Below are 20056 nucleotides of genomic sequence, written 5' to 3'. Positions count from 1 at the left end.
TAGCTCGGTTCCACTCGCCGTACGGCGGGTGCGGGTCGGGTGTGGCTGGTCGCGCAGTTCCCCGCGCCCCTTCAGGGGCGCCCCTGAAGGGGCGCGGGGCCTGCCGTGTGATCGATCAGACGTCTCACTGCCCGGCCCGGCGTCCCGCTCGGCGCCGACAGGTGCGAAGATGGGTTCTCGGCAGGACAGGGCCCACCACAGGGCCGAAGAAAGAGCGGCCGGACACCAGCCGCCGCCCGGTCGACGCAGACCGGCGTACGGCGCACATGCATGGAGGACGTGACGTGGCGAACGACGCCAGCACCGTTTTCGACCTAGTGATCCTCGGCGGTGGTAGCGGCGGCTACGCCGCGGCCCTGCGCGGAGCGCAGCTGGGCCTGGACGTCGCCCTGATCGAGAAGAACAAGCTCGGCGGCACCTGCCTGCACAACGGCTGCATTCCCACCAAGGCCCTGCTGCATGCCGGCGAGATCGCCGACCAGGCACGCGAGGCGGACCAGTACGGCGTCCTGACGACTTTCCAGGGCATCGACATCAACGCCGTCCACAAGTACAAGGACGACGTGATCAGCGGCCTCTACAAGGGCCTGCAGGGCCTGGTGGCCTCGCGCAAGGTGACGTACATCGAGGGTGAGGGCCGTCTGTCGTCCCCCACTTCCGTGGACGTCAACGGACAGCGCATCCAGGGCCGTCACGTGCTCCTCGCGACCGGCTCCGTGCCGAAGTCGCTGCCGGGCCTGGAGATCGACGGCAACCGCATCGTCTCCTCGGACCACGCGCTGAAGCTGGACCGCGTCCCGCAGTCCGCGATCGTGCTGGGCGGCGGTGTCATCGGCGTGGAGTTCGCCTCCGCGTGGAAGTCCTTCGGCACCGACGTCACGGTCATCGAGGGTCTCAAGCACCTCGTCCCGGTAGAGGACGAGAACAGCTCCAAGCTTCTTGAGCGCGCCTTCCGCAAGCGCGGCATCAAGTTCAACCTCGGCACGTTCTTCGAGAAGGCCGAGTACACGCAGGACGGCGTCCGCGTGACCCTCGCCGACGGCAAGACCTTCGAGGCCGAGATCCTCCTGGTCGCCATCGGCCGCGGGCCGGTCTCCGCCGGTCTCGGCTACGAGGAGCAGGGCGTCGCGCTGGACCGCGGCTACGTCCTCGTCGACGAGTACATGCGCACGAACGTGCCGACCATCTCGGCCGTCGGTGACCTGGTCCCCACGCTCCAGCTCGCGCACGTCGGCTTCGCCGAGGGCATCCTGGTCGCGGAGCGTCTCGCCGGTCTGAAGACCGTTCCGATCGACTACGACGGCGTGCCGCGGGTGACGTACTGCCACCCCGAGGTCGCCTCCGTCGGCATCACCGAGGCCAAGGCCAAGGAGATCTACGGTGCGGACAAGGTCGTCGCTCTGAAGTACAACCTCGCGGGCAACGGCAAGAGCAAGATCCTCAAGACCGCGGGCGAGATCAAGCTCGTCCAGGTCAAGGACGGTGCCGTGGTCGGCGTCCACATGGTCGGCGACCGCATGGGCGAGCAGGTGGGCGAGGCCCAGCTGATCTACAACTGGGAGGCGCTGCCGGCCGAGGTCGCGCAGCTCATCCACGCCCACCCGACCCAGAACGAGGCGATGGGCGAGGCCCACCTCGCTCTCGCGGGCAAGCCGCTGCACTCGCACGACTGACCGACCCTCGGTCAACTCACGACGCGACGACACAGACTTCCGCAATTCGTAAGGAGCAACCGAAACCATGGCGGTTTCCGTAACCCTTCCGGCGCTCGGCGAGAGCGTCACCGAGGGCACTGTCACCCGCTGGCTGAAGGCCGAGGGCGAGCGCGTCGAGGCCGACGAGCCGCTGCTCGAGGTGTCCACCGACAAGGTCGACACCGAGATCCCCTCCCCTGCCGCCGGCGTGCTCGCCTCCATCAAGGTCGCCGAGGACGAGACGGTCGAGGTCGGCGCCGAGCTGGCCGTCATCGACGACGGCTCCGGCGCGCCTGCCGCCGCCCCGGCTCCCGCTGCCGCCGAGGCTCCGGCCCCGGCGGCCGAGCCCGCCCCGGCGCCGGTCGCCGAGGCCCCCGCCGCTCCGGCGCCCGCCGCCGAGCCCACGCCCGCCCCCGCCGCCCCGGCCGGCGGCGCTTCCGGTACCGACGTCGTGCTGCCCGCACTGGGCGAGTCGGTCACCGAGGGCACCGTCACCCGGTGGCTCAAGGAGGTCGGCGAGGAGGTCGCGGAGGACGAGCCGCTGCTCGAGGTCTCCACGGACAAGGTCGACACCGAGATCCCCGCGCCGGTCGCCGGCGTCCTGCTGGAGATCGTGGTCGGCGAGGACGAGACCGCCGAGGTCGGCGCGAAGCTCGCCGTCATCGGCGCCCCGGGCGCGGCTCCGGCCGCCGCTCCGGCCCCGGCCGCCCCGGCTCCGGCGCCCGCCGCCGCTGCCCCGGCCCCGGCGGCTCCCGCGGCTCCTGCTCCGGCTCCGGCCCCCGCTGCTCCGGCCGCCGCCGCGCCGGCTCCGGTCCAGCCCGCCGCTCCGGCTCCCAAGCCCGCCCCGGCTGCTCCGGCGCCGGTCGCGGCCGCTCCCGTCACCCCGGCCCCGGCTCCGGCCGCGACCTCCGGTGACGACGGCGCGTACGTGACCCCGCTGGTGCGCAAGCTCGCCGCCGAGAACGGCGTCGACCTGGCCGCCGTCAAGGGCACCGGCGTCGGCGGCCGTATCCGCAAGCAGGACGTCCTCGCCGCCGCCGAGGCCGCGAAGGCCGCCGCGGCTGCTCCGGCTCCGGCCGCGGCAGCCCCGAGCACCGCCAAGAAGGCGCCGGCCCTGGAGGCCTCTCCCCTCCGCGGCCAGACCGTGAAGATGCCCCGCATCCGCAAGGTCATCGGCGACAACATGGTGAAGGCCCTGCACGAGCAGGCCCAGCTGTCCTCGGTCGTCGAGGTCGACGTCACGCGGCTGATGAGGCTGCGCGCGCAGGCCAAGGACTCCTTCGCCGCGCGCGAGGGCGTCAAGCTCTCCCCGATGCCGTTCTACGTGAAGGCGGCGGCCCAGGCGCTGAAGGCCCACCCGGCCGTCAACGCCCGGATCAACGTCGAAGAGGGCACGATCACCTACTTCGACACCGAGAACGTCGGTATCGCGGTGGATTCCGAGAAGGGCCTGATGACCCCGGTCATCAAGCACGCGGGCGACCTCAACATCGCCGGTATCGCCAAGGCCACCGCCGAGCTTGCGGGCAAGGTCCGGGCGAACAAGATCACCCCGGACGAGCTGTCCGGCGCGACCTTCACGATCTCGAACACCGGCTCGCGCGGCGCGCTCTTCGACACGATCATCGTGCCGCCGAACCAGGTCGCGATCCTGGGCATCGGTGCCACGGTGAAGCGTCCGGCCGTCATCGAGACGGAGGAGGGTACGGTCATCGGCGTCCGCGACATGACCTACCTGACGCTGTCCTACGACCACCGTCTGGTCGACGGCGCGGACGCCGCGCGGTACCTGACTGCGGTCAAGGCGATCCTGGAGGCGGGCGAGTTCGAGGTCGAACTCGGCCTGTAGGCTCCGCCGCCGCATCGCACGACGAGGTGCCCCCGCCCGGTTCTCCGGGCGGGGGCCCTTTGCGTTCCCGACCGCTGAGACCGTGGCCATCCTGCAGACCGGTGGGGGCTGATCGCGCAGTTCCCCGCGCCCCTGAAAGATGAAAAGCCGGGGGCGCAGCCCCGCTTTTCAGGGGCGCGGGGAACCGCGCGATCAGCCACGGACGGCCCGCAGCCTGCGAACAACCACGAGCCCCACGGCGCAACCCAGCACACAGCCACCGCGTGTAAGTCTCGTCTCACCTGCACGAAAGCGCCCCCGCCACCTCTCCCCACGCCGAACCCGGCCTTATTGTCTAGAAGTCAACGCCCTCGGGGCCGGAGCGCCCCTACCCAAGGAGCTTCAATGACCGCGCCCGTCGTCCACTCGCTCCGCGAACAGATCCGCGAGCACATCGTGGAGGGGATCGTGAGCGGTCGCTGGAAGCCGGGCGAGCGCATCGTGGAGCGCCGGATCGCCACCGAGCTGGAGGTCAGCCAGACGCCCGTGCGGGAGGCCCTGCGCGAGCTGGAGTCGCTGCGCCTGATCGAGTCGGCCCCCAACAAGGGCGTACGCGTTCGCAATCTCACCGCGGCGGACCTGGAGGAGAGCTACCCCGTGCGGGCCGGTCTTGAGGCCATCGCGGCCGAGCTGGCCGCCGAGCGGCTCGCGGCCGACTGCTCGGCACTCGAACCGCACGTCACCGCCCTGTACGAGGCCGACCGCAAGGCCGACGGCACCGGCCAGGTCCGCCACACGGTGGCCTTCCACCGCGAGCTGGTGCGCGCCGCGGGCAACTCCGTGCTGCTGCACACCTGGGAAGGCCTCGGCATCGAGGTCTTCACGGCCCTGTCGATCCGCTGGCTGGGCACGGTCCAGCAGTCGTACGCGGAGGAGCACGAGGCCCTGGTGGAGGCGTTCCGCCGCCGGGACCCGCTGATCGCGGAGCTGGTGAAGGCACATGTGCTGGGCTGCGCGCCGAGGACGGGCAGCGAGCCTTCCTAGCCACGCCCGCCACGCGGCGGGCCCGGAACACCGGAGCACAACCCCGCTCAGAAGTACCCTCACCTGCGAAAACAAGGCACGCGGTGCCCTGCACCGAGACACCCCGTGCCTACTTTCTCGTGATCAAGAGGTTTTGCCCTTCAACCCTTTGATCGATCATCGATCAGCGAGTTACAGTCATCGGCGGGCTCCCACCAGAGCCCGCCGCCCTGTCCTGCCAAAGACCAAGGGCATCCCCGAGAAACACCCCTTGCCGACGAGGGAACCCCCTCCGCATCCGGAAGGCGGCGCAATGACCGACCCCACCGCAATCCAGCCGAGCGAGCTCGACCAGCTCCCGGACCGTGACCCGGAGGAGACCGCCGAATGGCAGGCCTCCCTGGACGCCGTCACCAAGGCGGCCGGACCGCACCGTGCCGCGTACCTGATGCGGCGCACGCTGGAGCGTGCCGAGGGCAACGGAATCGCGCTGCCCAAGCTGCTTGAGACGGACTACGTCAACACCATCCCGACCGCCGCCGAGCCCGCTGTGGACGGCGACGAGGCGATGGAGCGCAGGATCACCGCGTGGAACCGCTGGAACGCGGCCGCGATGGTGACCCGCGGCGCGAAACACGGCGTCGGCGGCCACATCGCCACCTTCGCCTCCGCGGCCTGGCTCTACGAGACGGGCTTCAACCACTTCTTCAAGGGCAAGGAGGCCGACGGGTCGGGCGACCAGCTCTACATCCAGGGTCACGCCTCCCCCGGCATCTACGCCCGCGCCTTCCTCGACGGCCGCCTCAACGAGACGCACCTCGACAACTTCCGCCAGGAGGCGGGCGGCAACGGCCTCCCGTCGTACCCGCACCCGCGGCGTCTGCCCTGGCTCTGGGAGTTCCCGACGGTGTCGATGGGCCTCGGCCCGCTGTCGGCCATCTACCAGGCGCGCTTCAACCGCTATCTGACCAACCGCGGCATCAAGGACGTATCGCAGTCGCACGTCTGGGCGTTCCTCGGTGACGGCGAGATGGACGAGCCGGAGTCGACGGCGGCACTCGCACTCGCCTCCCGCGAGGGTCTGGACAACCTGACCTTCGTCATCAACTGCAACCTCCAGCGCCTCGACGGCCCGGTCCGCGCGAACTTCAAGATCGTGCAGGAGCTGGAGGCCCAGTTCCGCGGCGCCGGCTGGAACGTCATCAAGTCGCTGTGGGGCAACGCCTGGGACGAGCTGTTCCGGCTCGACACCACCGGCGCCCTCGTCCGCCGCCTCCGTGAGGTCCCGGACGCGCAGGTGCAGACGTACCAGACCCGTGACGCGGCCTACATCCGCCAGGACTTCTTCGGCTCCGACCCGGCGCTCGTCGAGCTGGCGAAGCTGCTGAGCGACGACAAGATCCTGGAGTGTTTCCACCTCTCGCGCGGTGGTCACGAGGCGCGCAAGGTGTACGCGGCCTACAAGGCGGCCGTCGAGCACAAGGGCGCTCCGACGGTCATCCTGGCCCAGACGGTCAAGGGCTTCACGCTCGGCGAGGGCTTCGCGTCGAAGAACGCCAACCACCAGATGAAGAAGCTGTCGACGGACGAGTTCAAGCAGATGCGTGACCTGCTCGAACTGCCCATCAAGGACAGTGACTTCGTCGACGGTGTGGTTCCCTACGGCCACCCGGGCGCCGACTCCCCCGAGGTCCGCTACCTCCAGGAGCGCCGCGCGGCCCTCGGCGGCCCGGCCCCGGCCCGCCGTACGCACGCGGCCGCCCCGCTGCCCGCCCCCGCCGACAAGGCGTTCGCGGCCTTCGACAAGGGCTCCGGCTCGCAGAACGTGGCGACGACCATGGCCTTCGTACGCCTGGTCAAGGACCTGGTCCGCGACAAGCAGTCCGGGAAGCGCTGGGTGCCGATCGTCCCCGACGAGGCGCGCACCTTCGGCATGGAGAGCCTCTTCCCGTCCCTCGGCATCTACTCGCCGAAGGGGCAGACGTACGAGCCGGTCGACCGTGACCAGCTGATGTACTACAAGGAGGCCAAGGACGGCCAGATCCTCAACGAGGGGATCACCGAGGCCGGTTCGATGGCCGACTTCATCGCCGCGTCCACCGCGTACTCCACGCACGGCGAGACGATGATCCCGTTCTACATCTTCTACTCGATGTTCGGCTGGCAGCGCACGGCCGACCAGATGTGGCAGCTCGGCGACCAGCTCGGCCGCGGCTTCCTCGTCGGCGCCACCGCGGGCCGTACGACGCTGACGGGCGAGGGCCTGCAGCACGCGGACGGCCACTCGCCGGTCATCGCGGCGACCAACCCGGCCGCCCTGTCGTACGACCCGGCGTTCGCATACGAGGTCGCGACGATCGTCAAGGACGGTCTGCGCCGGATGTACGGCGAGGCTGCGCCCGGCGAGGACCAGGACGTCTTCTACTACCTGACCGTCTACAACGAGCCGATCCCGCAGCCCGCGAAGCCGTCGGGGCTCGGTATCGACGAGGGCATCGTCAAGGGCCTCTACCGCTTCAACACCGCGGAGTCGGCCGGCGTCCAGGTCAACGCCGCCAACGCCTCGCGCATCCAGCTGCTGGGCTCCGGCACGGCGATCCACTGGGTCCTGGAGGCGCAGAAGCTGCTCGCCGAGGAGTGGGGCGTGGCCGCGGACGTCTGGTCCGCCACGTCCTGGACGGAGCTGCGGCGGGACGCCTTGGAGGCCGACGCGGCGCTGCTGCGCGGCGAGGACCGGGTGCCGTACGTCCGTCAGGCGCTGCAGGGTGCCGAGGGGCCCGTCCTCGCGGTCTCCGACTACATGCGGCAGGTGCCCGACCAGATCGCGCAGTGGGTCGAGCAGGACTACTCCTCGCTCGGTGCGGACGGGTTCGGTCTGTCCGACACCCGTGCGGCGGCCCGTCGCCACTTCGGTGTCGACGCGCAGTCGATCGTCGTGGCGGCGTTGGCGCAGCTTGCGCGGCGCGGTGAGGTGCCGGCCGCGGCGGTGAAGGAAGCGCGCGAGCGGTACGGGTTGTAATTCGGCTGCCGGTGGGCTGTGGCTGGTCGCGCAGTTCCCCGCGCCCCTAAAAGATGAAAGCCAGGGGCGCAGCCCCGCTTTCAGGGGCGCGGGGAACTGCGCGATCGGCCCCCACCGGGCCCGCACTCGCCCACCCGGCAAAATGAAGACATGCGTGCTGCCCGGCTGATCAAGATGGTGTTGCTGCTTCAGTCCCGGCCGTCGATGACGGCCGCCGAGCTCGCTCGGGAGCTGGAGGTGTCGGAGCGGACGATCACCCGGGACGCGCAGGCCCTGTCGGAGGCGGGCGTCCCGGTGTACGCGGACCGCGGCCGGGCCGGCGGGTACCGGCTGATCGGCGGGTACCGCACGCGACTCACCGGGCTCGCCAGGAGCGAGGCCGAGGCCCTGTTCCTCTCGGGCGTGCCCGGCGCGCTCCGGGAGATGGGCCTGGAGGACGCCGCCTCCGCCGCCCGGCTGAAGGTGTCCGCGGCCCTCCTCCCCTCCCTCAAGGACGCGTCCCGCACCGCGTCCCAGCGTTTCCACCTGGACGCCCCCGCCTGGTTCGCCGAGCCCAGGACGCCCGAGCTGCTGCCCGAGGTCGCGGAGGCGGTGTGGGACGACCGTCGGATCATCGCGCGCTACCGGCGCCAGGAGACCGACGTGGAGCGCGAGTTGGAGCCGTACGGGCTCATCCTCAAGGCGGGCGTCTGGTACGTCTGCGCCCGCGTTCCCGATCCCGGATCCTTCCGCGTCTACCGCATCGACCGGTTCACGTCGGTCGAGCCCGGCGACGAGCGCTTCAGCCGCGACGAGGGGTTCGACCTGCCGGGCTTCTGGGCGGAGCGGGCGGCCCAGTTCGCGCGCTCGCTCCTGCGGGCGTCGGTCGTGGTGCGGCTCACCGAGGCGGGCGCGCGGCGGCTGAGGCGAACCGTCGATCCGCTCTCCGCGCAGGAGGCCCTGGCGGCGGCCGGCCCTCCCGACGACACGGGCCGGGTGACGCTGACGCTGCCGGTCGAGTCGTACGACGTCGCGTTCACCCAGCTCCTCTCCCTCGGCCCCGAGGTGGAGGTCCTGGAGCCGTCCGGACTCCGCGGGCGCTTCGCCGAGGCGGCGGCCCGGACGGCGGCGTACTACGACGCGCAGGACTGAGGAGCGTGAGGAGCAAGTGGGCTCCGACGGCTACCGGTAGCCCGTCACGTCCGCCGGCTTGCCCTGTGACTCCACCTCGATCAGGTAGCGCCACGCGTCGGGCGTCGAGCCGTCGACGTCCGTGAAGCCGTACTCCTGGGCCAGGCCGCCGCTGGAGAGCGACTGTCCGTTCCAGCGGGACGCGTCGGGGTCGGCGGCGAGTGCGACCAGGGCCCGTCCGACGTAGGTGGGCGTCTCGGAGATCGCGAAGTGCGGGACGTGCGCGCAGGCGTCCCGCCAGTTCTCCTCGGTGACCTTGAAGGCGGTGTCGAGCATCGCCTCCGAGCGCAGCCAGCCCGGGGTGAGACAGACCGCCGTACAGCCGTGCTCCTTGAGCTCCTCCCCGAGGTCGTGGGCCATGCGGATGGGGGTCGTCTTGGCGAGGTCGTAGAAGAACGGTTTGCGGTAGCGGCGGTTGTACTCCTCCGTGCCGTCGGTGACCTCGACGAGCAGCCCGCCGGGGTTGCGGACGAGGAGCGGCAGGGCGGTGTGGCTGGTGATGATGTGCGACTCGATGCCGAGACGCATGATCCGCAGCCCCTTGTCGAGATCCATGTCCCACATGTCGGGCTGTTTCTCCGCCGACCAGTCGAGGAGGACGTCTCCGCCCCACATGTCGTTGACGAGGATGTCCAGGCGGCCCTGTTCGCGGTCGATGCGGTCGACGAGGGCGCGTACCTGTTCTGGTTCCAGGTGGTCCGTCGGGACGGCGATGCCCCGTCCGGTGGTGCCCGCGGCCGCGTCGACCAGTTCGGCCGTCTCCTCGATGGTCTCGGTGGTCCGGCCGACCTCGCTGACGTGCTCTCGGGTCGTGCGTCCCGTCACGTACACCGTGGCTCCGGCGCGGCCCAGTTCCACCGCCATGGCCCGTCCGGCGCCGCGTGTGGCGCCCCCGACCAGGGCGACCTTTCCCACGAGTTGTGGTGCGGACTCCTGCGCTGCGGTCTGTGCTGTCGTCTCCATGGTCCGAGCATCGCGCCGAATGCCGACATCTGCTGTCGGACTTTCCGTGGGCATGTGCGCGCATAACGATCTGCCTGTCCCCGGGTGCGCGGGCCGGTTCGAGGCCCGATGCTTGTCCCGTGATGGACGAGACGGAGTTCTGGGAGCTGGTGGACGCGACCCGCGAGGCCGCGGAGGGCGACCCCGAGGAGCAGGCCGACCTGCTCGTGGAGCGGCTCGTCCAGTTGGACCCCGAGATGGTCCTGGACTTCGCCCGTCACTTCGAGGCCCGTTACAACCGCGCGTACATGTGGGACCTGTGGGGCGCGGCCTGGATCCTGCTCGACGGGGCGAGCGACGACGCCTTCGACTTCTTCCGCTGCTGGCTGATCGGCCAGGGCCGGGAGGTGTACGAGGCCGCCGTGCACGATCCGGACAAGCTGGCCGACCTGCTCACGGACTTCGACGACGAGGTCGACGGGGACGGTGAGGAGCTGGGCTACGCGGCGGACGAGGCGTACGAGCAGCTCACCGGCACGGTCGCCCCGGACCTCGGTATTCCGGCCGCTCCGGCCGAGCCGCTGGGCACCGCGCTGGACCTGGAGAACCAGGCACAGCTGGCGGAGCGTTTCCCCCAGCTGTGGGACCGGTTCGCGGACTGACGGACAGCCCCCGGCAACCGATTGGCGGACGCTCCCACCGGGAGAACCCGTCTCACCAGGAAGCGCCGCGCGGCCCGGCCGTCCGGATCTGGTGCGCGGGGGCGATCACGGCGGCGGGCCAGACTGCGGCCGTGGGCGAGCCGTCCTTCCGGGCGCTGAGCGGCGGCGCCGCGTTGGCCCGGTCCAGTGCGGACGCGGTGGCGGCGGACGGCCCCACCACGACGGCGGCCACCACACAGGCCACGGTCCACGGGCCGCGTGCGGCCCGTGCCCACAGCGAAGTCCCCCGGGTCTGCTGCTCCTTGCGACTGCTCATGATCCCCACCCTCCGGTCAGTGCGTGCCTCGACGCTAGAAGGCGTGGCTCGGGGTGATCCGTGAACCGGCTGTGGCGTACCTGTGAGGCGCTGCGGGGAGCCGCGGGACGGGTGAAAGCCGGGCGGGAAGGGCCCTGGCGCCTGCCGCGACGGGCTCTAGCGCCTGCCCTGGAGGTGGGCCGCGTGTTCCCTGATCTCGGGCAGCCTGGCCATCAGGGCGGCGCCCGGACAGGCCGTCCAGTAGCCGTCGGTGTGGCCGGAGACGGCGGTGAAGGTCCCGCGGGTGCCGGCCGGGTACTTGCTCAGGCTGTTGGTGGAGACGAGCCGTACGTGGGCGCGCGGGTCGATGCCCACGAGGCCGAGTTTCCAGGCGGCGACGGCCGCTATGGCGTCGGTCATGGCCTTCGGGACCGGCACTCCCGCCGTGAAGGTCCCTATCGCGGCGATGCCCATCGTGCCCACGTTGAAGCCCTGCGTGTGCGCGCCGACGACGGCCCGGTCGATGCCGCCCGCCCGGCCCTCGTAGATCGTGCCGCAGCGGTCGACGAGGAAGTTGTAGCCGATGTCGTCCCAGTGCCGGACCCCGGCCTGTCCCGCGTACAGATATCGGATGATCTTGGGTGCGTCGGCGCAGTCGTAGCCGTTCGGTGAGTCGGTGTGGTGCACGAACACGGCGGTCACACGGCCTGCGTACCGGGTCGGCGGCCGGGTGTAGGCGGCGTCCGCCAGCCAGCGTTCCCGCGGCACGATCGGGGGCCGGGCGGCCTGGTGCCCCACGGCGGCCCGCGCCGCGACGGGACGCTTTGCCTCACCGGGCGTGCGGTCGACGCCCACGGCACACAGCACGAGACCGGTGACGGCGACCAGGCCGGGGACACAGGCGAGAGCGATGCGCGCGGGGCGGGGTATGCGGGCCAGGGCCGCCGGACGCGGCCCCGTATCGCCGTCGGTGCCGGGCCCGGTCCGCCGTCGTTCCCTTCGCCACCTTGCGCCAACCCCCCGCAGCGCGCCACGGGCGCGGTGTGGCGGAGTGGTTCGTCGGGCGCACATGGGATCCACTCTCCGGGACAGTCGGGCCGTCCGCGATGTGTGCTGTGCCACCCGGTGGAACCAACGTCCCGGTCCGAGACGTTTCTACAGGTCCACGCACGCGTGCCGGATGGCCGGTTTCCACGCGCGCGTACCTGATCACCGGGCCCTCCCGGCACGTACTAGGAGACCCAAGAGAAAGGGAGCTCCGTGGACCTGCTCGACATCCTGCTGTTGCTGGTGATCCTCGGTTATGCGGCGTCCGGCTACCGGCGCGGGCTCGTCGCGGGCTGTGTGTCCCTGGCCGGCTTCGTGGGCGGTGCCGTGATCGGCGTGTGGGTGCTTCCCTGGATGATGGACCTGGTGGAGGCGGGGACCACGGCGGCCACGGTCACCGCGGTGCTCACGGTGCTGGTGCCCGCCGCCGCGGGCCACGAGCTGGCGGGCCGGCTGGCCCTGAAGCTCCGGCGCGAACTGGACAGCGGCCCCTTGCGCGCGGTCGACGGAGTGGGCGGCGCCGCGGCCAACTCGGTCGCCGTGCTGCTGGTGGCATGGGTCGCCGCGAGCGTCCTCGGCGCGTCGGCCTCACCCGTGGTCACCTCGTCGATCCGCGACTCCGCGCTGCTCGGCGCGGTGCAGGACGCGATGCCGGAGACCACCCCGACCTGGTTCTCCCGCGCCACCTCGGCGCTCACGGAGGCGGGTTTCCCGCAGGTCTTCAACCCCTTCGAGAACGAGCCGGCGGCCAGCGTCGCCAAGCCCTCGGGGGACAGCGTCACCGCGGCCGCCACCCGGGCCGCCCAGCGCTCCACCGTGAAGGTCGAGGGCGCGGTGGGCACCCAGGGCCGTGAGGGCAGCGGTTTCGTGTACGCGCGGGAGCGCGTGATGACCAACGCGCACGTGGTGGCGGGCATCGACGACCCGACCGTCCGCGTGGGCGGCACGGGCAAGGCGTACGAGGCGAGGGTCGTCCTCTTCGACCCGCAGAAGGACGTGGCCGTGCTCGACGTCCCGGGCCTGGAGGCGCCCGTCCTGGCCTTCGACACCAGCGCGACCCGTGGTGACGCGGCCGTGGTCGCGGGCTACCCGCAGGACGGCGGCCTCGACCTCCAGGCGGCCACCGTCGCCAACAAGATCAACGCCAGGGGCCAGAACATCTACGGCTCCGATCCGGTCACCCGCGAGATCTACTCGATCCGCTCCACGGTCCGGCCCGGCAACTCCGGCGGCCCCCTGCTGACCACCACCGGCAAGGTCTACGGCGTCGTCTTCGCCCGCTCCACGAGCGACGACGAGACGGGTTACGTACTGACCGCCGACGAGGTCGCGGGCGACGCCCAGCGCGCGGCGAAGGCGGAGGCCGCGGTGGACACGGGCGACCTCGTCACCTCCTGAGGCCCGGGCCGCCCGACGGGGGCCAGGAAGGGCCGACGCGGACAGGGCGGCTCGACGCGGCCCAGGGGCGGCCCGGGGCGGCTTGACGCGGCATCGGGCAGTCGGCGCGGCGTCGCGCGGCAGCGCGGCATCGGGCGGCAGCGCGGCATCGGGCGGCAGCGCGGCATCGGGCGGCAGCGCGGCGTCGGGCGCAGGTGGACGACCAGCCAGTTGGCACGTTTTGCCACCCAGGCGAAACATGCCCCTGCCTTCCTCCGGGCGTACGCTTCCCCGCGTGAGCACCAAGTCGTCCGCAGCGACCAGGACCCCGTCGCTGACCGAGCGCCGCAAGGCGGCAACCCAGTTCGACATCGCCCGCGCCGCCGCCGAGCTCTTCACCGAGCGCGGCCCCGACGGCACCACGGCCGAGGAGATCGCCGTACGCGCCGGTGTGGCGCTGCGGACCTTCTACCGCTACTTCCGCAACAAGCAGGACGCCGTCGGCCCCCTCCTCGCCATCGGCGGCGACCACTGGCGCGAGCGGCTGGCGGCGGCCGAGCCGGGCACCCCGCTCCCCCGGGCGCTGGAAACGGCCGTCACCGCGTCGCTGACCGTCCCCCACGAGGCCAAGGCGGAGGGGCTGCGCTGGACGCGGGGCCTGCTGCGGGCGTCCGCCGAGGACCCGGCGCTGCGCGCGGTCTGGTACCGCGTGAACCAGGAGTCCGAGGACAAGCTCATCCCCCTGGTGGCCCGGCTGGCGGGCGACGACGCCGACCCGCTGGAGATCCGCCTCGCCGCCGCGGCCGCCACGGACGCGATCCGGGTCGCCCTGGAGACCTGGGCCGAGTCGGACGCGGACGTCGAGGGCCCTGGCTCCCCCGCGGAACTCGCGGTGCGCTGCCTGCGGGAACTGACGGGCGGGATGCGGTTGTTGGCGGAGCCGCGGAACGTCTGATCCGCGGACCGGCCGGGGGGCAGGACACGGACCGGCCGGGGCTCGGGATCGCCGGGAGACCACCCGGAGACCGCGGTCCGTTCGGGGTCAGAGGCCGCGGCCCATGAGTACGTCGTCCACGTACTCCCCGTCCAGATAGAACTCCCCGGGCTGGACCCCCTCGACGACGAAGCCCTCCGACTCGTACAGCTTGCGGGCCGGGGTGTTGTGGCCGAGGACTCGCAGGGTGATCCGCAGGGCGCCCTGGCGGCGGGACTCGGCGACGACCGCGCGGATCAGGGCCCGGCCCACGCCGTGACCGCGTGCCTCTTCGGCGACGGCGAGGCCCTGGATCTGCCGTACGTGCGCGTTCGAGACGAGCGGGGTGGGGAAGCCGAGCCGCACATAGCCGATGACGCGCCCCTCCAGCTCCGCCACCAGGTGGTCGCGGGGGCCGAAGCGCTCGTTGAAGAACGGGTCGTACGGCGGCTGCTCCTGGGGTCTGACGGCGTGCTGATGGGACCAGATCGCGCGGTCGAGACGGCCCAGCGCCTCTTCGTCGTCGGGCCGGGCGGTGCGTATGGACGGCTCGGGCATGGCGACACCTTACGACCGGCGCCCGCGACGCCGTCCGGTGTGCCGGACACCCTCGGCGTACTGCTCCGGGGGTGGTTGGCGGAGGATGGGGGCCATGGAGACTTCCCGAATCGCCGTGGCCGGCGCGTCCGGCCTCATCGGCAGCGCCCTGGTGCGCTCGCTGGCCGCCGACGGGCACGAGGTGGTGCGGCTGGTGCGCCGTACGCCCCGGGCGAAGGACGAGGTCGAGTGGGACCCCGAACGGCAGTACGTCGACGCGGCGGGGCTCGTCGGCTGCGACGCGGTGGTGAACCTCGCGGGCGCCGGCATCGGTGACCGCCGGTGGACCGACGCGTACAAGCGGAAGATCCGGGACAGCCGGCTGCTCGGCACGGCCGCGCTGGCGGAGGCCGTCGCCTCCCTCGACCGGCCGCCACAGGTCTTCCTGAACGGCAGCGCGATGGGCATCTACGGAGACACCGGCGAGCGGGCCGTGGACGAGAGCGCGCCTCCCGCGATCGGGTTCCTGCCCTCGCTGTGCGTGGAGTGGGAGGAGGCGGCGGCCCCCGCGGAGGAGGCGGGCGTACGGACCGTCTTCGCGCGCACCGGCCTGGTGGTGGCCGCGAAGGGCGGCGCCTGGGGGCGGCTCTTCCCGCTCTTCAAGGCGGGGCTCGGCGGGCGGATGGGCGACGGGCGGCAGTACTGGAGCTACATCGCGCTGCACGACCACGTGGCCGCGCTGCGGTTTCTGATCGACTCCGAGTCGCTGTCCGGCCCGTTCAACCTGACGGCTCCTGAGCCGCTCACCAACCGGGAGATCACGGCCGCGATGGGGCGCGTGCTGCGTCGGCCCGCGGTCTTCGCGGTGCCCGCGCCTGTGCTGAAGGTTGTGCTCGGGGAGATGGCGCAGGAGGTTCTGGGGAGCCAACGGGTCGTTCCTGCGCGGCTGTTGGAGTCGGGGTTCACTTTCGCGTTTCCGGGGATCGAGGAAGCCATCCGGGCGGTGCGGTAGCGCTCCGCCGGGCTGCGGTCACTTGGCTGCGGGTCGGTGGGGGCTGGGCGCGCAGTTCCCCGCGCCCCTTACGGGGCACGGGGCGCGGGCATAGTCCCCGGCCGGCAGGGCCGAACCATGCGACCCGTGTGCGACCGTGCCCTGTTCATGCGCGAGTTCCACTGACCGGCGGCGGCCCTACTCTCGTGCCGAACTCGGGTATTCCTGGAGCCCGTTGGGGGCATCACGTCCCCAGCAGTCACGCGACCTCGGGGAGGGGCACGTGCTTGAGCCCGCGTATCAGGCGGACGTCGTCATCGTGGGAGCCGGAGTCGCCGGACTCGCGGCCGCCCATCGGCTGAACAGCGCAGGTGTAACGACCGTGGTCCTGGAGGCCGCCCCTTACGTGGGTGGCCGTATGACGACCGAGAAGGTCGACGGCTTCCGTCTCGACCGCATCGGCCAGCTCCTCTCCACGTCCTATCCCGAGCTACGGCTCACCCCGGGCCTCGACAGGCTCGCCCTGCGGCCGTTCGCCCCCGGCGTGCTCGTTCACGCCGACGGCCGCGTCCACCGGGCCGGCGAGCCCGCAGGCGCCGGGGGCGCACGGGGCGCACTCGACGCGGCGCGCGCCCTGGTGAGCCCCCCTCGCAGGGTCAGGCAGATACCGGCGGCCGCCGTGCCGCCCGTGTCGCGGGCCTTCCCGCCGCTCGGCGGAGCCCTCGACCAGGCCCGGCTCGCCGCGGCTCTGGGACGGATCGCGACCGTCCCCGTGGAACGGCTGCTTGCCCGGCCCGAGCGGCCCGCGGGGCGCGCGCTCGCGGCCCGCGGCATGCCGGCCCGTACGGTCGAGGGTTTTCTGCGCCCGCTGCTTGCCGCGCTGCTCTGCGACCCGGATCTGACGACGTCCAGCCGGTGCGCGGACCTCGCGCTGCGCGCCTTCGCCTCGGGCCGGCTGTGCGTCCCGGAGGGCGGCGCAGACACGCTGCCCGAGTTGCTGGCGTCGGCCCTGCCGCCCGGGACGGTCCGCACCGGGGTGCGGGTCACCTCCGTGTCCACCACCTCCGTGACGACGGCGGACCACGGCGAACTCCGTTGCCGGGCCATCCTGGTGGCGACCGACGCCCACGCCGCCGCCGAGCTGCTGCCGGGTCTGCGGGTGCCGCCGTTCCACCAGGTCACCGTGGTGCACCACACGGCCGACGAGGTGCCCCTGGCGGAGCCCGCGCTGCTCCTGGACGCGGACCGCCGGGGCCCGGTGGCCCACACCGCGGTCATCAGCCAGGTCGACCCGACCCGTGCCCCCGTGGGCCGCGCGCTGATCTCGTCCACGATCCTCGGCGCACCGCCCGCGGACACGGACCGGGCCGTACGCGCCCAGCTGGCCGCCCTCTACGGCACCGCCACGCACCGCTGGGAGCTGCTCGCGGTCCACCACACCCCCGACGCGGTCCCCGCGATGCCGCCCCCGCACGACCTCCGGCGCCCGGTCCGCCTCCTTGCCGGCCTGTACGTCTGCGGCGACCACCGCGACACCAGCACGGTCCAGGGCGCCTTGCACTCGGGCCACCGGGCCGCGAGGGCCCTCCTCACGGACCTCGGCGTCAACTCGGCCCCCACGGCGACCCCGTTAACGGCCTCGACCGCCGCGTAGGCGTACGAGAGCCAAGGGGTGGAGGTCCCGCCGCGGGGCAGGACCTCCTCCCCATCCACATCCCCGCGCCCCTGACGGGGGCGCGGGGAACTGCGCGACCGGCCCCCCACCGGCCCGCAGCCTCGACACCACCCTCGCCGCCCTGCCCGCGGAGCAACCGTCAGCCGAGGGCCGCGACCTTGTCGCGGTACCCCCTGACCGGCGCAGCGTCCTTGTACGGCTCCAACCGGCGTTCGAAGTCCCGCACATACTCCACCGCCCGCACCGACCGCATCTCCGACGCCTGCGTCGCCGCCTCGGCCCCCAGCTGGCACGCCTGGTCCAGTTCACCGAGCCCGAGCCGCGCCGAGGCGAGGACGACCCGGCAGAAGAGTCGGCTGCGCGCATACCCGGGCGCCCTCAACTGCAGGGACCGCTCGGCGTGCTGAGCGGCCGCCCGGTACTGCTGGAGATCACGGTGGCAGTGCCCGAACTCGTCCGCGAGCTGCGCCTCGTCGAAGAACCGCGCCCAGTACGGCACTTCGTCGCCGGGCCGGGCGGTCTCCAGGGCCCGCTCGGCCCGTACCAGCGAGGCCGTGGCCGCCCGCACCTCGCCGAGCACACCGTGCCCCCGCGCCTCGACCGCGTACAGCAGCGCCTGGACGACGGGCGGGGCCGACGAGCCCACACCCTGCTGGGCGACCCGGGCCAGCTGCACCGCCTCCCGGCCGTGCCCCAGATAGACGGCTTGTCGACTCATCGTCACGAGCACGTACGACCCGTACGCCCGGTCCCCCGCCGCCTGCGACAGCCGCAGCGCCTGGACGAAGTACCGCTGGGCCAGTCCGTGCGCGGCGATGTCGTACGAGGTCCAGCCCGCCAGCCGGGTCAGATCGGACGCGGCGGCGAACAGGCGGCGCCCCGTCTGCTCCCCGTAGGTGCCGCGCAGCATCGGCTCCAGCTCGTGCTCCAGGTACCGCACGAGGGCCTGCCGGGCGTGCCCTCCGCCGTACGCGTTGTCGAGCGTGCGGAACAGTTCCCCGACCGAGCGCAGCGCCGCGATGTCGCCCGCGGTCACCCGCTGCCCGGGGCCGCGCTCGGTCTGCGCGCGCTGCCTGGGCACGGCCGGGCGGCCCTGTACGGGGATCCGTACGGCACCGGGGTCGCCGCGGCCCACCCGGTCGTCGGCCCGGCCGATCAGCCAGTCCCGGCTGGGCACGACGAGCCCCGCCGGGGTGAACGCGATCTTGCGGAGCTCCGCGTGGCTTCCGGAGTCCTTGCGCCACAGTCCGCCGACGATGTCGACGGCCTCCTCGGGGGTGGCCGCGAATTCGAGCCCGGCGTACACCGGGGCGCACGCGTCCAGGCCGAGGTCCTGGGCGGTGAGACGGCGGCCGAGGCGGCGGGTGAAGACCTCGGCGATCAGCGCGGGTGTGGTGCCTCTTGGCTGCTGCCCGCGCAGCCAGCGGGTCACGGATGTCTTGTCGTATCTGAGATCGAGCCCGTGTTCGAGGCCGAGCTGGTCCACTCGGCGGGCTAGCCCCGCGTTGGAGAACCCCGCTTCTGCGATTAGTGCGGCGAGCTGACGGTTGGGGGTGCGCTGCGCGGGTCGTTCCGTCATCTGCGGTGCGAACTCCTGCCTTCCGGGCTGGGGGCCTGCGGGAACAGGCCCGGGCGAGGTCGGCCGCCATGCCTTGAGCAGCCCTTGAAAGCCTCGTGAACGGCGCGAATGTAGCGGTCCGTAAGCACCCGATCGCACACTTCGACGCGCATTCATCCGATCGTGTGAGGATTGCCCCCAGAGCTGACGAGGTTCGACCGGACGTACAGTGGCGTGAGGCTGTTATGAGCCTTACGACTCTTGCAGGGAGGCGCTTGCCGTGAGTGAGTTGCGGTTCGTCCGCATGGGTTTCGGTGCGGACGCCGTCGAGTACCAGGAGGCCTGGGACGAGCAGCGCCGTGTGCACACGGCCCGCTTCCAGGACGAGATCCCCGACACCTGTCTGCTCCTTGAGCACCCGCCGGTCTACACGGCGGGGCGGCGCACGGCGGACAGTGAGCGGCCCCTCGACGGCACGCCCGTCGTCGACGTGGACCGCGGCGGCAAGATCACCTGGCACGGGCCGGGGCAGCTGGTCGGCTACCCGATCCAGAAGCTTCCCCGTCCGGTCGACGTCGTCGCCCACCTGCGCCGCCTCGAGGACGCGATGATCCGGGTCTGCGCGGAGTTCGGTGTCGAGACGAGCCGGGTGGAGGGGCGGGCCGGTGTCTGGGTCCTCGGCGACCCGGTGGCCGAGCGGCCCTCTCTCGGCGGGCTCTCCCTCGACTTCGACCCCCGGCTCGCGGACGAGGAGTTCGATCCCCGGCTCGACGGGCCCGAGTACGCGCCGTCCAACGCGGGGCAGCGGCGCGAGGACCGGAAGATCTGCGCCATGGGCATCCGGGTCGCCAAGGGCGTCACGATGCATGGCTTCGCGCTGAACGTGAACCCCGACACGTCCAGCTTCGACAAGATCATCCCCTGCGGCATCCGTGACGCGGGGGTCACGTCGCTGGCCCACGAGTTGGGCCGCGACGTCACCATCGCGGAGGTCCTGCCGGTGGCCGAGCGCCATCTGCGAGACGTCCTCGCGAACGCGGAGCTGAGGCCGCGGGAGGTGGAGCGGGCGGTGGTGTAGGGGCTTTTTTCGCCCCCGCCGCCCCTACCCATTCCCGTCCCTTTTCGGGGGCCAGCCCCCGAACCCCCGCTCCTCAAACGCCGGAGAGGCTGAAATACCTCAGGGCCGAGGTACTCAAGGGGCGCGGGGAACTGCGCGACCAGCCACAACGAACCCGCACCCGAAATCGCAACGGACGGGGTCTGGG

16 protein-coding genes are annotated in these 20056 nt (G+C 72.1%); 11 read left to right on the top strand and 5 right to left on the bottom strand.

Annotation, left to right across the window (positions count from 1 at the left end; all coding sequences use genetic code 11):
• Positions 1 to 284: 284 nt before the first annotated feature.
• The 5 genes from lpdA to JEQ17_RS33515 all read left to right on the top strand — a co-directional run bounded on the left by lpdA (position 285) and on the right by JEQ17_RS33515 (position 8695).
• Positions 285 to 1673, top strand: coding sequence for a dihydrolipoyl dehydrogenase (gene lpdA, locus JEQ17_RS33535; protein ID WP_055618698.1), 1389 nt, complete (start codon positions 285 to 287; stop codon positions 1671 to 1673).
• 67 nt (positions 1674 to 1740) lie between these two features.
• Positions 1741 to 3543 (top strand): 2-oxoglutarate dehydrogenase, E2 component, dihydrolipoamide succinyltransferase, encoded by a 1803-nt coding sequence (gene sucB / locus JEQ17_RS33530; RefSeq protein WP_200398746.1) that lies wholly within the window; start codon positions 1741 to 1743, stop codon positions 3541 to 3543.
• Positions 3544 to 3927: 384 nt separating this feature from the next.
• Positions 3928 to 4566: a GntR family transcriptional regulator gene (locus JEQ17_RS33525; RefSeq protein WP_190036651.1), complete on the top strand. Its 639-nt coding sequence runs from the start codon at positions 3928 to 3930 to the stop codon at positions 4564 to 4566.
• A 292-nt stretch (positions 4567 to 4858) separates the two neighbouring features.
• Entirely contained in the window at positions 4859 to 7564 is a 2706-nt protein-coding gene (gene aceE, locus JEQ17_RS33520) for a pyruvate dehydrogenase (acetyl-transferring), homodimeric type (RefSeq protein ID WP_200398745.1), read from the top strand.
• Positions 7565 to 7714: 150 nt separating this feature from the next.
• Positions 7715 to 8695, top strand: coding sequence for a helix-turn-helix transcriptional regulator (locus JEQ17_RS33515; protein ID WP_200398744.1), 981 nt, complete (start codon positions 7715 to 7717; stop codon positions 8693 to 8695).
• A 30-nt stretch (positions 8696 to 8725) separates the two neighbouring features.
• Here JEQ17_RS33515 and JEQ17_RS33510 read toward each other — a convergent pair whose 3' ends face one another.
• Positions 8726 to 9697 (bottom strand): SDR family oxidoreductase, encoded by a 972-nt coding sequence (locus tag JEQ17_RS33510; protein WP_234048475.1) that lies wholly within the window; start codon positions 9695 to 9697, stop codon positions 8726 to 8728.
• A gap of 122 nt (positions 9698 to 9819) precedes the next feature.
• Between JEQ17_RS33510 and JEQ17_RS33505 the strand changes: the two genes are divergently transcribed.
• Entirely contained in the window at positions 9820 to 10338 is a 519-nt protein-coding gene (locus tag JEQ17_RS33505) for a DUF4240 domain-containing protein (protein ID WP_200401861.1), read from the top strand.
• A gap of 52 nt (positions 10339 to 10390) precedes the next feature.
• On the opposite strand, the gene JEQ17_RS33500 is transcribed toward JEQ17_RS33505, so the two are convergent.
• Together JEQ17_RS33500 and JEQ17_RS33495 are read right to left on the bottom strand one after the other, a co-directional pair.
• Positions 10391 to 10654, bottom strand: a complete 264-nt coding sequence (locus tag JEQ17_RS33500) for a hypothetical protein (RefSeq protein ID WP_200402122.1) — start codon at positions 10652 to 10654, stop codon at positions 10391 to 10393.
• A 156-nt stretch (positions 10655 to 10810) separates the two neighbouring features.
• Positions 10811 to 11704 (bottom strand): peptidoglycan recognition protein family protein, encoded by an 894-nt coding sequence (locus JEQ17_RS33495; RefSeq protein WP_200398742.1) that lies wholly within the window; start codon positions 11702 to 11704, stop codon positions 10811 to 10813.
• 189 nt (positions 11705 to 11893) lie between these two features.
• Between JEQ17_RS33495 and JEQ17_RS33490 the strand changes: the two genes are divergently transcribed.
• Both JEQ17_RS33490 and JEQ17_RS33485 read left to right on the top strand, forming a co-directional pair.
• Positions 11894 to 13078, top strand: a complete 1185-nt coding sequence (locus JEQ17_RS33490; protein WP_200398741.1) for a MarP family serine protease — start codon at positions 11894 to 11896, stop codon at positions 13076 to 13078.
• A gap of 274 nt (positions 13079 to 13352) precedes the next feature.
• Complete coding sequence (locus tag JEQ17_RS33485) at positions 13353 to 14012, top strand: TetR family transcriptional regulator (RefSeq protein WP_234048474.1); 660 nt, start codon at positions 13353 to 13355, stop codon at positions 14010 to 14012.
• An 87-nt stretch (positions 14013 to 14099) separates the two neighbouring features.
• Here JEQ17_RS33485 and JEQ17_RS33480 read toward each other — a convergent pair whose 3' ends face one another.
• The gene (locus JEQ17_RS33480; RefSeq protein ID WP_200398739.1) at positions 14100 to 14588 is read right to left on the bottom strand and encodes a GNAT family N-acetyltransferase; all 489 of its coding nucleotides are present in this window, start codon (positions 14586 to 14588) and stop codon (positions 14100 to 14102) included.
• A 94-nt stretch (positions 14589 to 14682) separates the two neighbouring features.
• Here JEQ17_RS33480 and JEQ17_RS33475 point away from each other — a divergent pair, with 94 nt between their 5' ends.
• Complete coding sequence (locus JEQ17_RS33475; RefSeq protein ID WP_200398738.1) at positions 14683 to 15579, top strand: TIGR01777 family oxidoreductase; 897 nt, start codon at positions 14683 to 14685, stop codon at positions 15577 to 15579.
• A 262-nt stretch (positions 15580 to 15841) separates the two neighbouring features.
• A complete protein-coding gene (locus tag JEQ17_RS33470; RefSeq protein ID WP_200398737.1) occupies positions 15842 to 17212 on the top strand; it encodes an NAD(P)/FAD-dependent oxidoreductase in 1371 nt (456 codons plus the stop codon).
• Positions 17213 to 17372: 160 nt separating this feature from the next.
• Here the strand turns inward: JEQ17_RS33470 and JEQ17_RS33465 are convergent, their stop codons facing one another.
• The gene (locus tag JEQ17_RS33465; protein ID WP_055616296.1) at positions 17373 to 18812 is read right to left on the bottom strand and encodes a tetratricopeptide repeat protein; all 1440 of its coding nucleotides are present in this window, start codon (positions 18810 to 18812) and stop codon (positions 17373 to 17375) included.
• A gap of 259 nt (positions 18813 to 19071) precedes the next feature.
• On the opposite strand from JEQ17_RS33465, the gene lipB reads away from it, so the two are divergent.
• The gene (gene lipB / locus JEQ17_RS33460) at positions 19072 to 19869 is read left to right on the top strand and encodes a lipoyl(octanoyl) transferase LipB (RefSeq protein ID WP_200398736.1); all 798 of its coding nucleotides are present in this window, start codon (positions 19072 to 19074) and stop codon (positions 19867 to 19869) included.
• Positions 19870 to 20056 lie beyond the last annotated feature (187 nt).

This window comes from Streptomyces liliifuscus (assembly GCF_016598615.1).
Classification (GTDB): domain Bacteria; phylum Actinomycetota; class Actinomycetes; order Streptomycetales; family Streptomycetaceae; genus Streptomyces; species Streptomyces liliifuscus.
The sequence above is the reverse complement of the archived record's forward strand: the minus strand, read 5'-3'. Positions and strand labels throughout refer to the sequence as shown.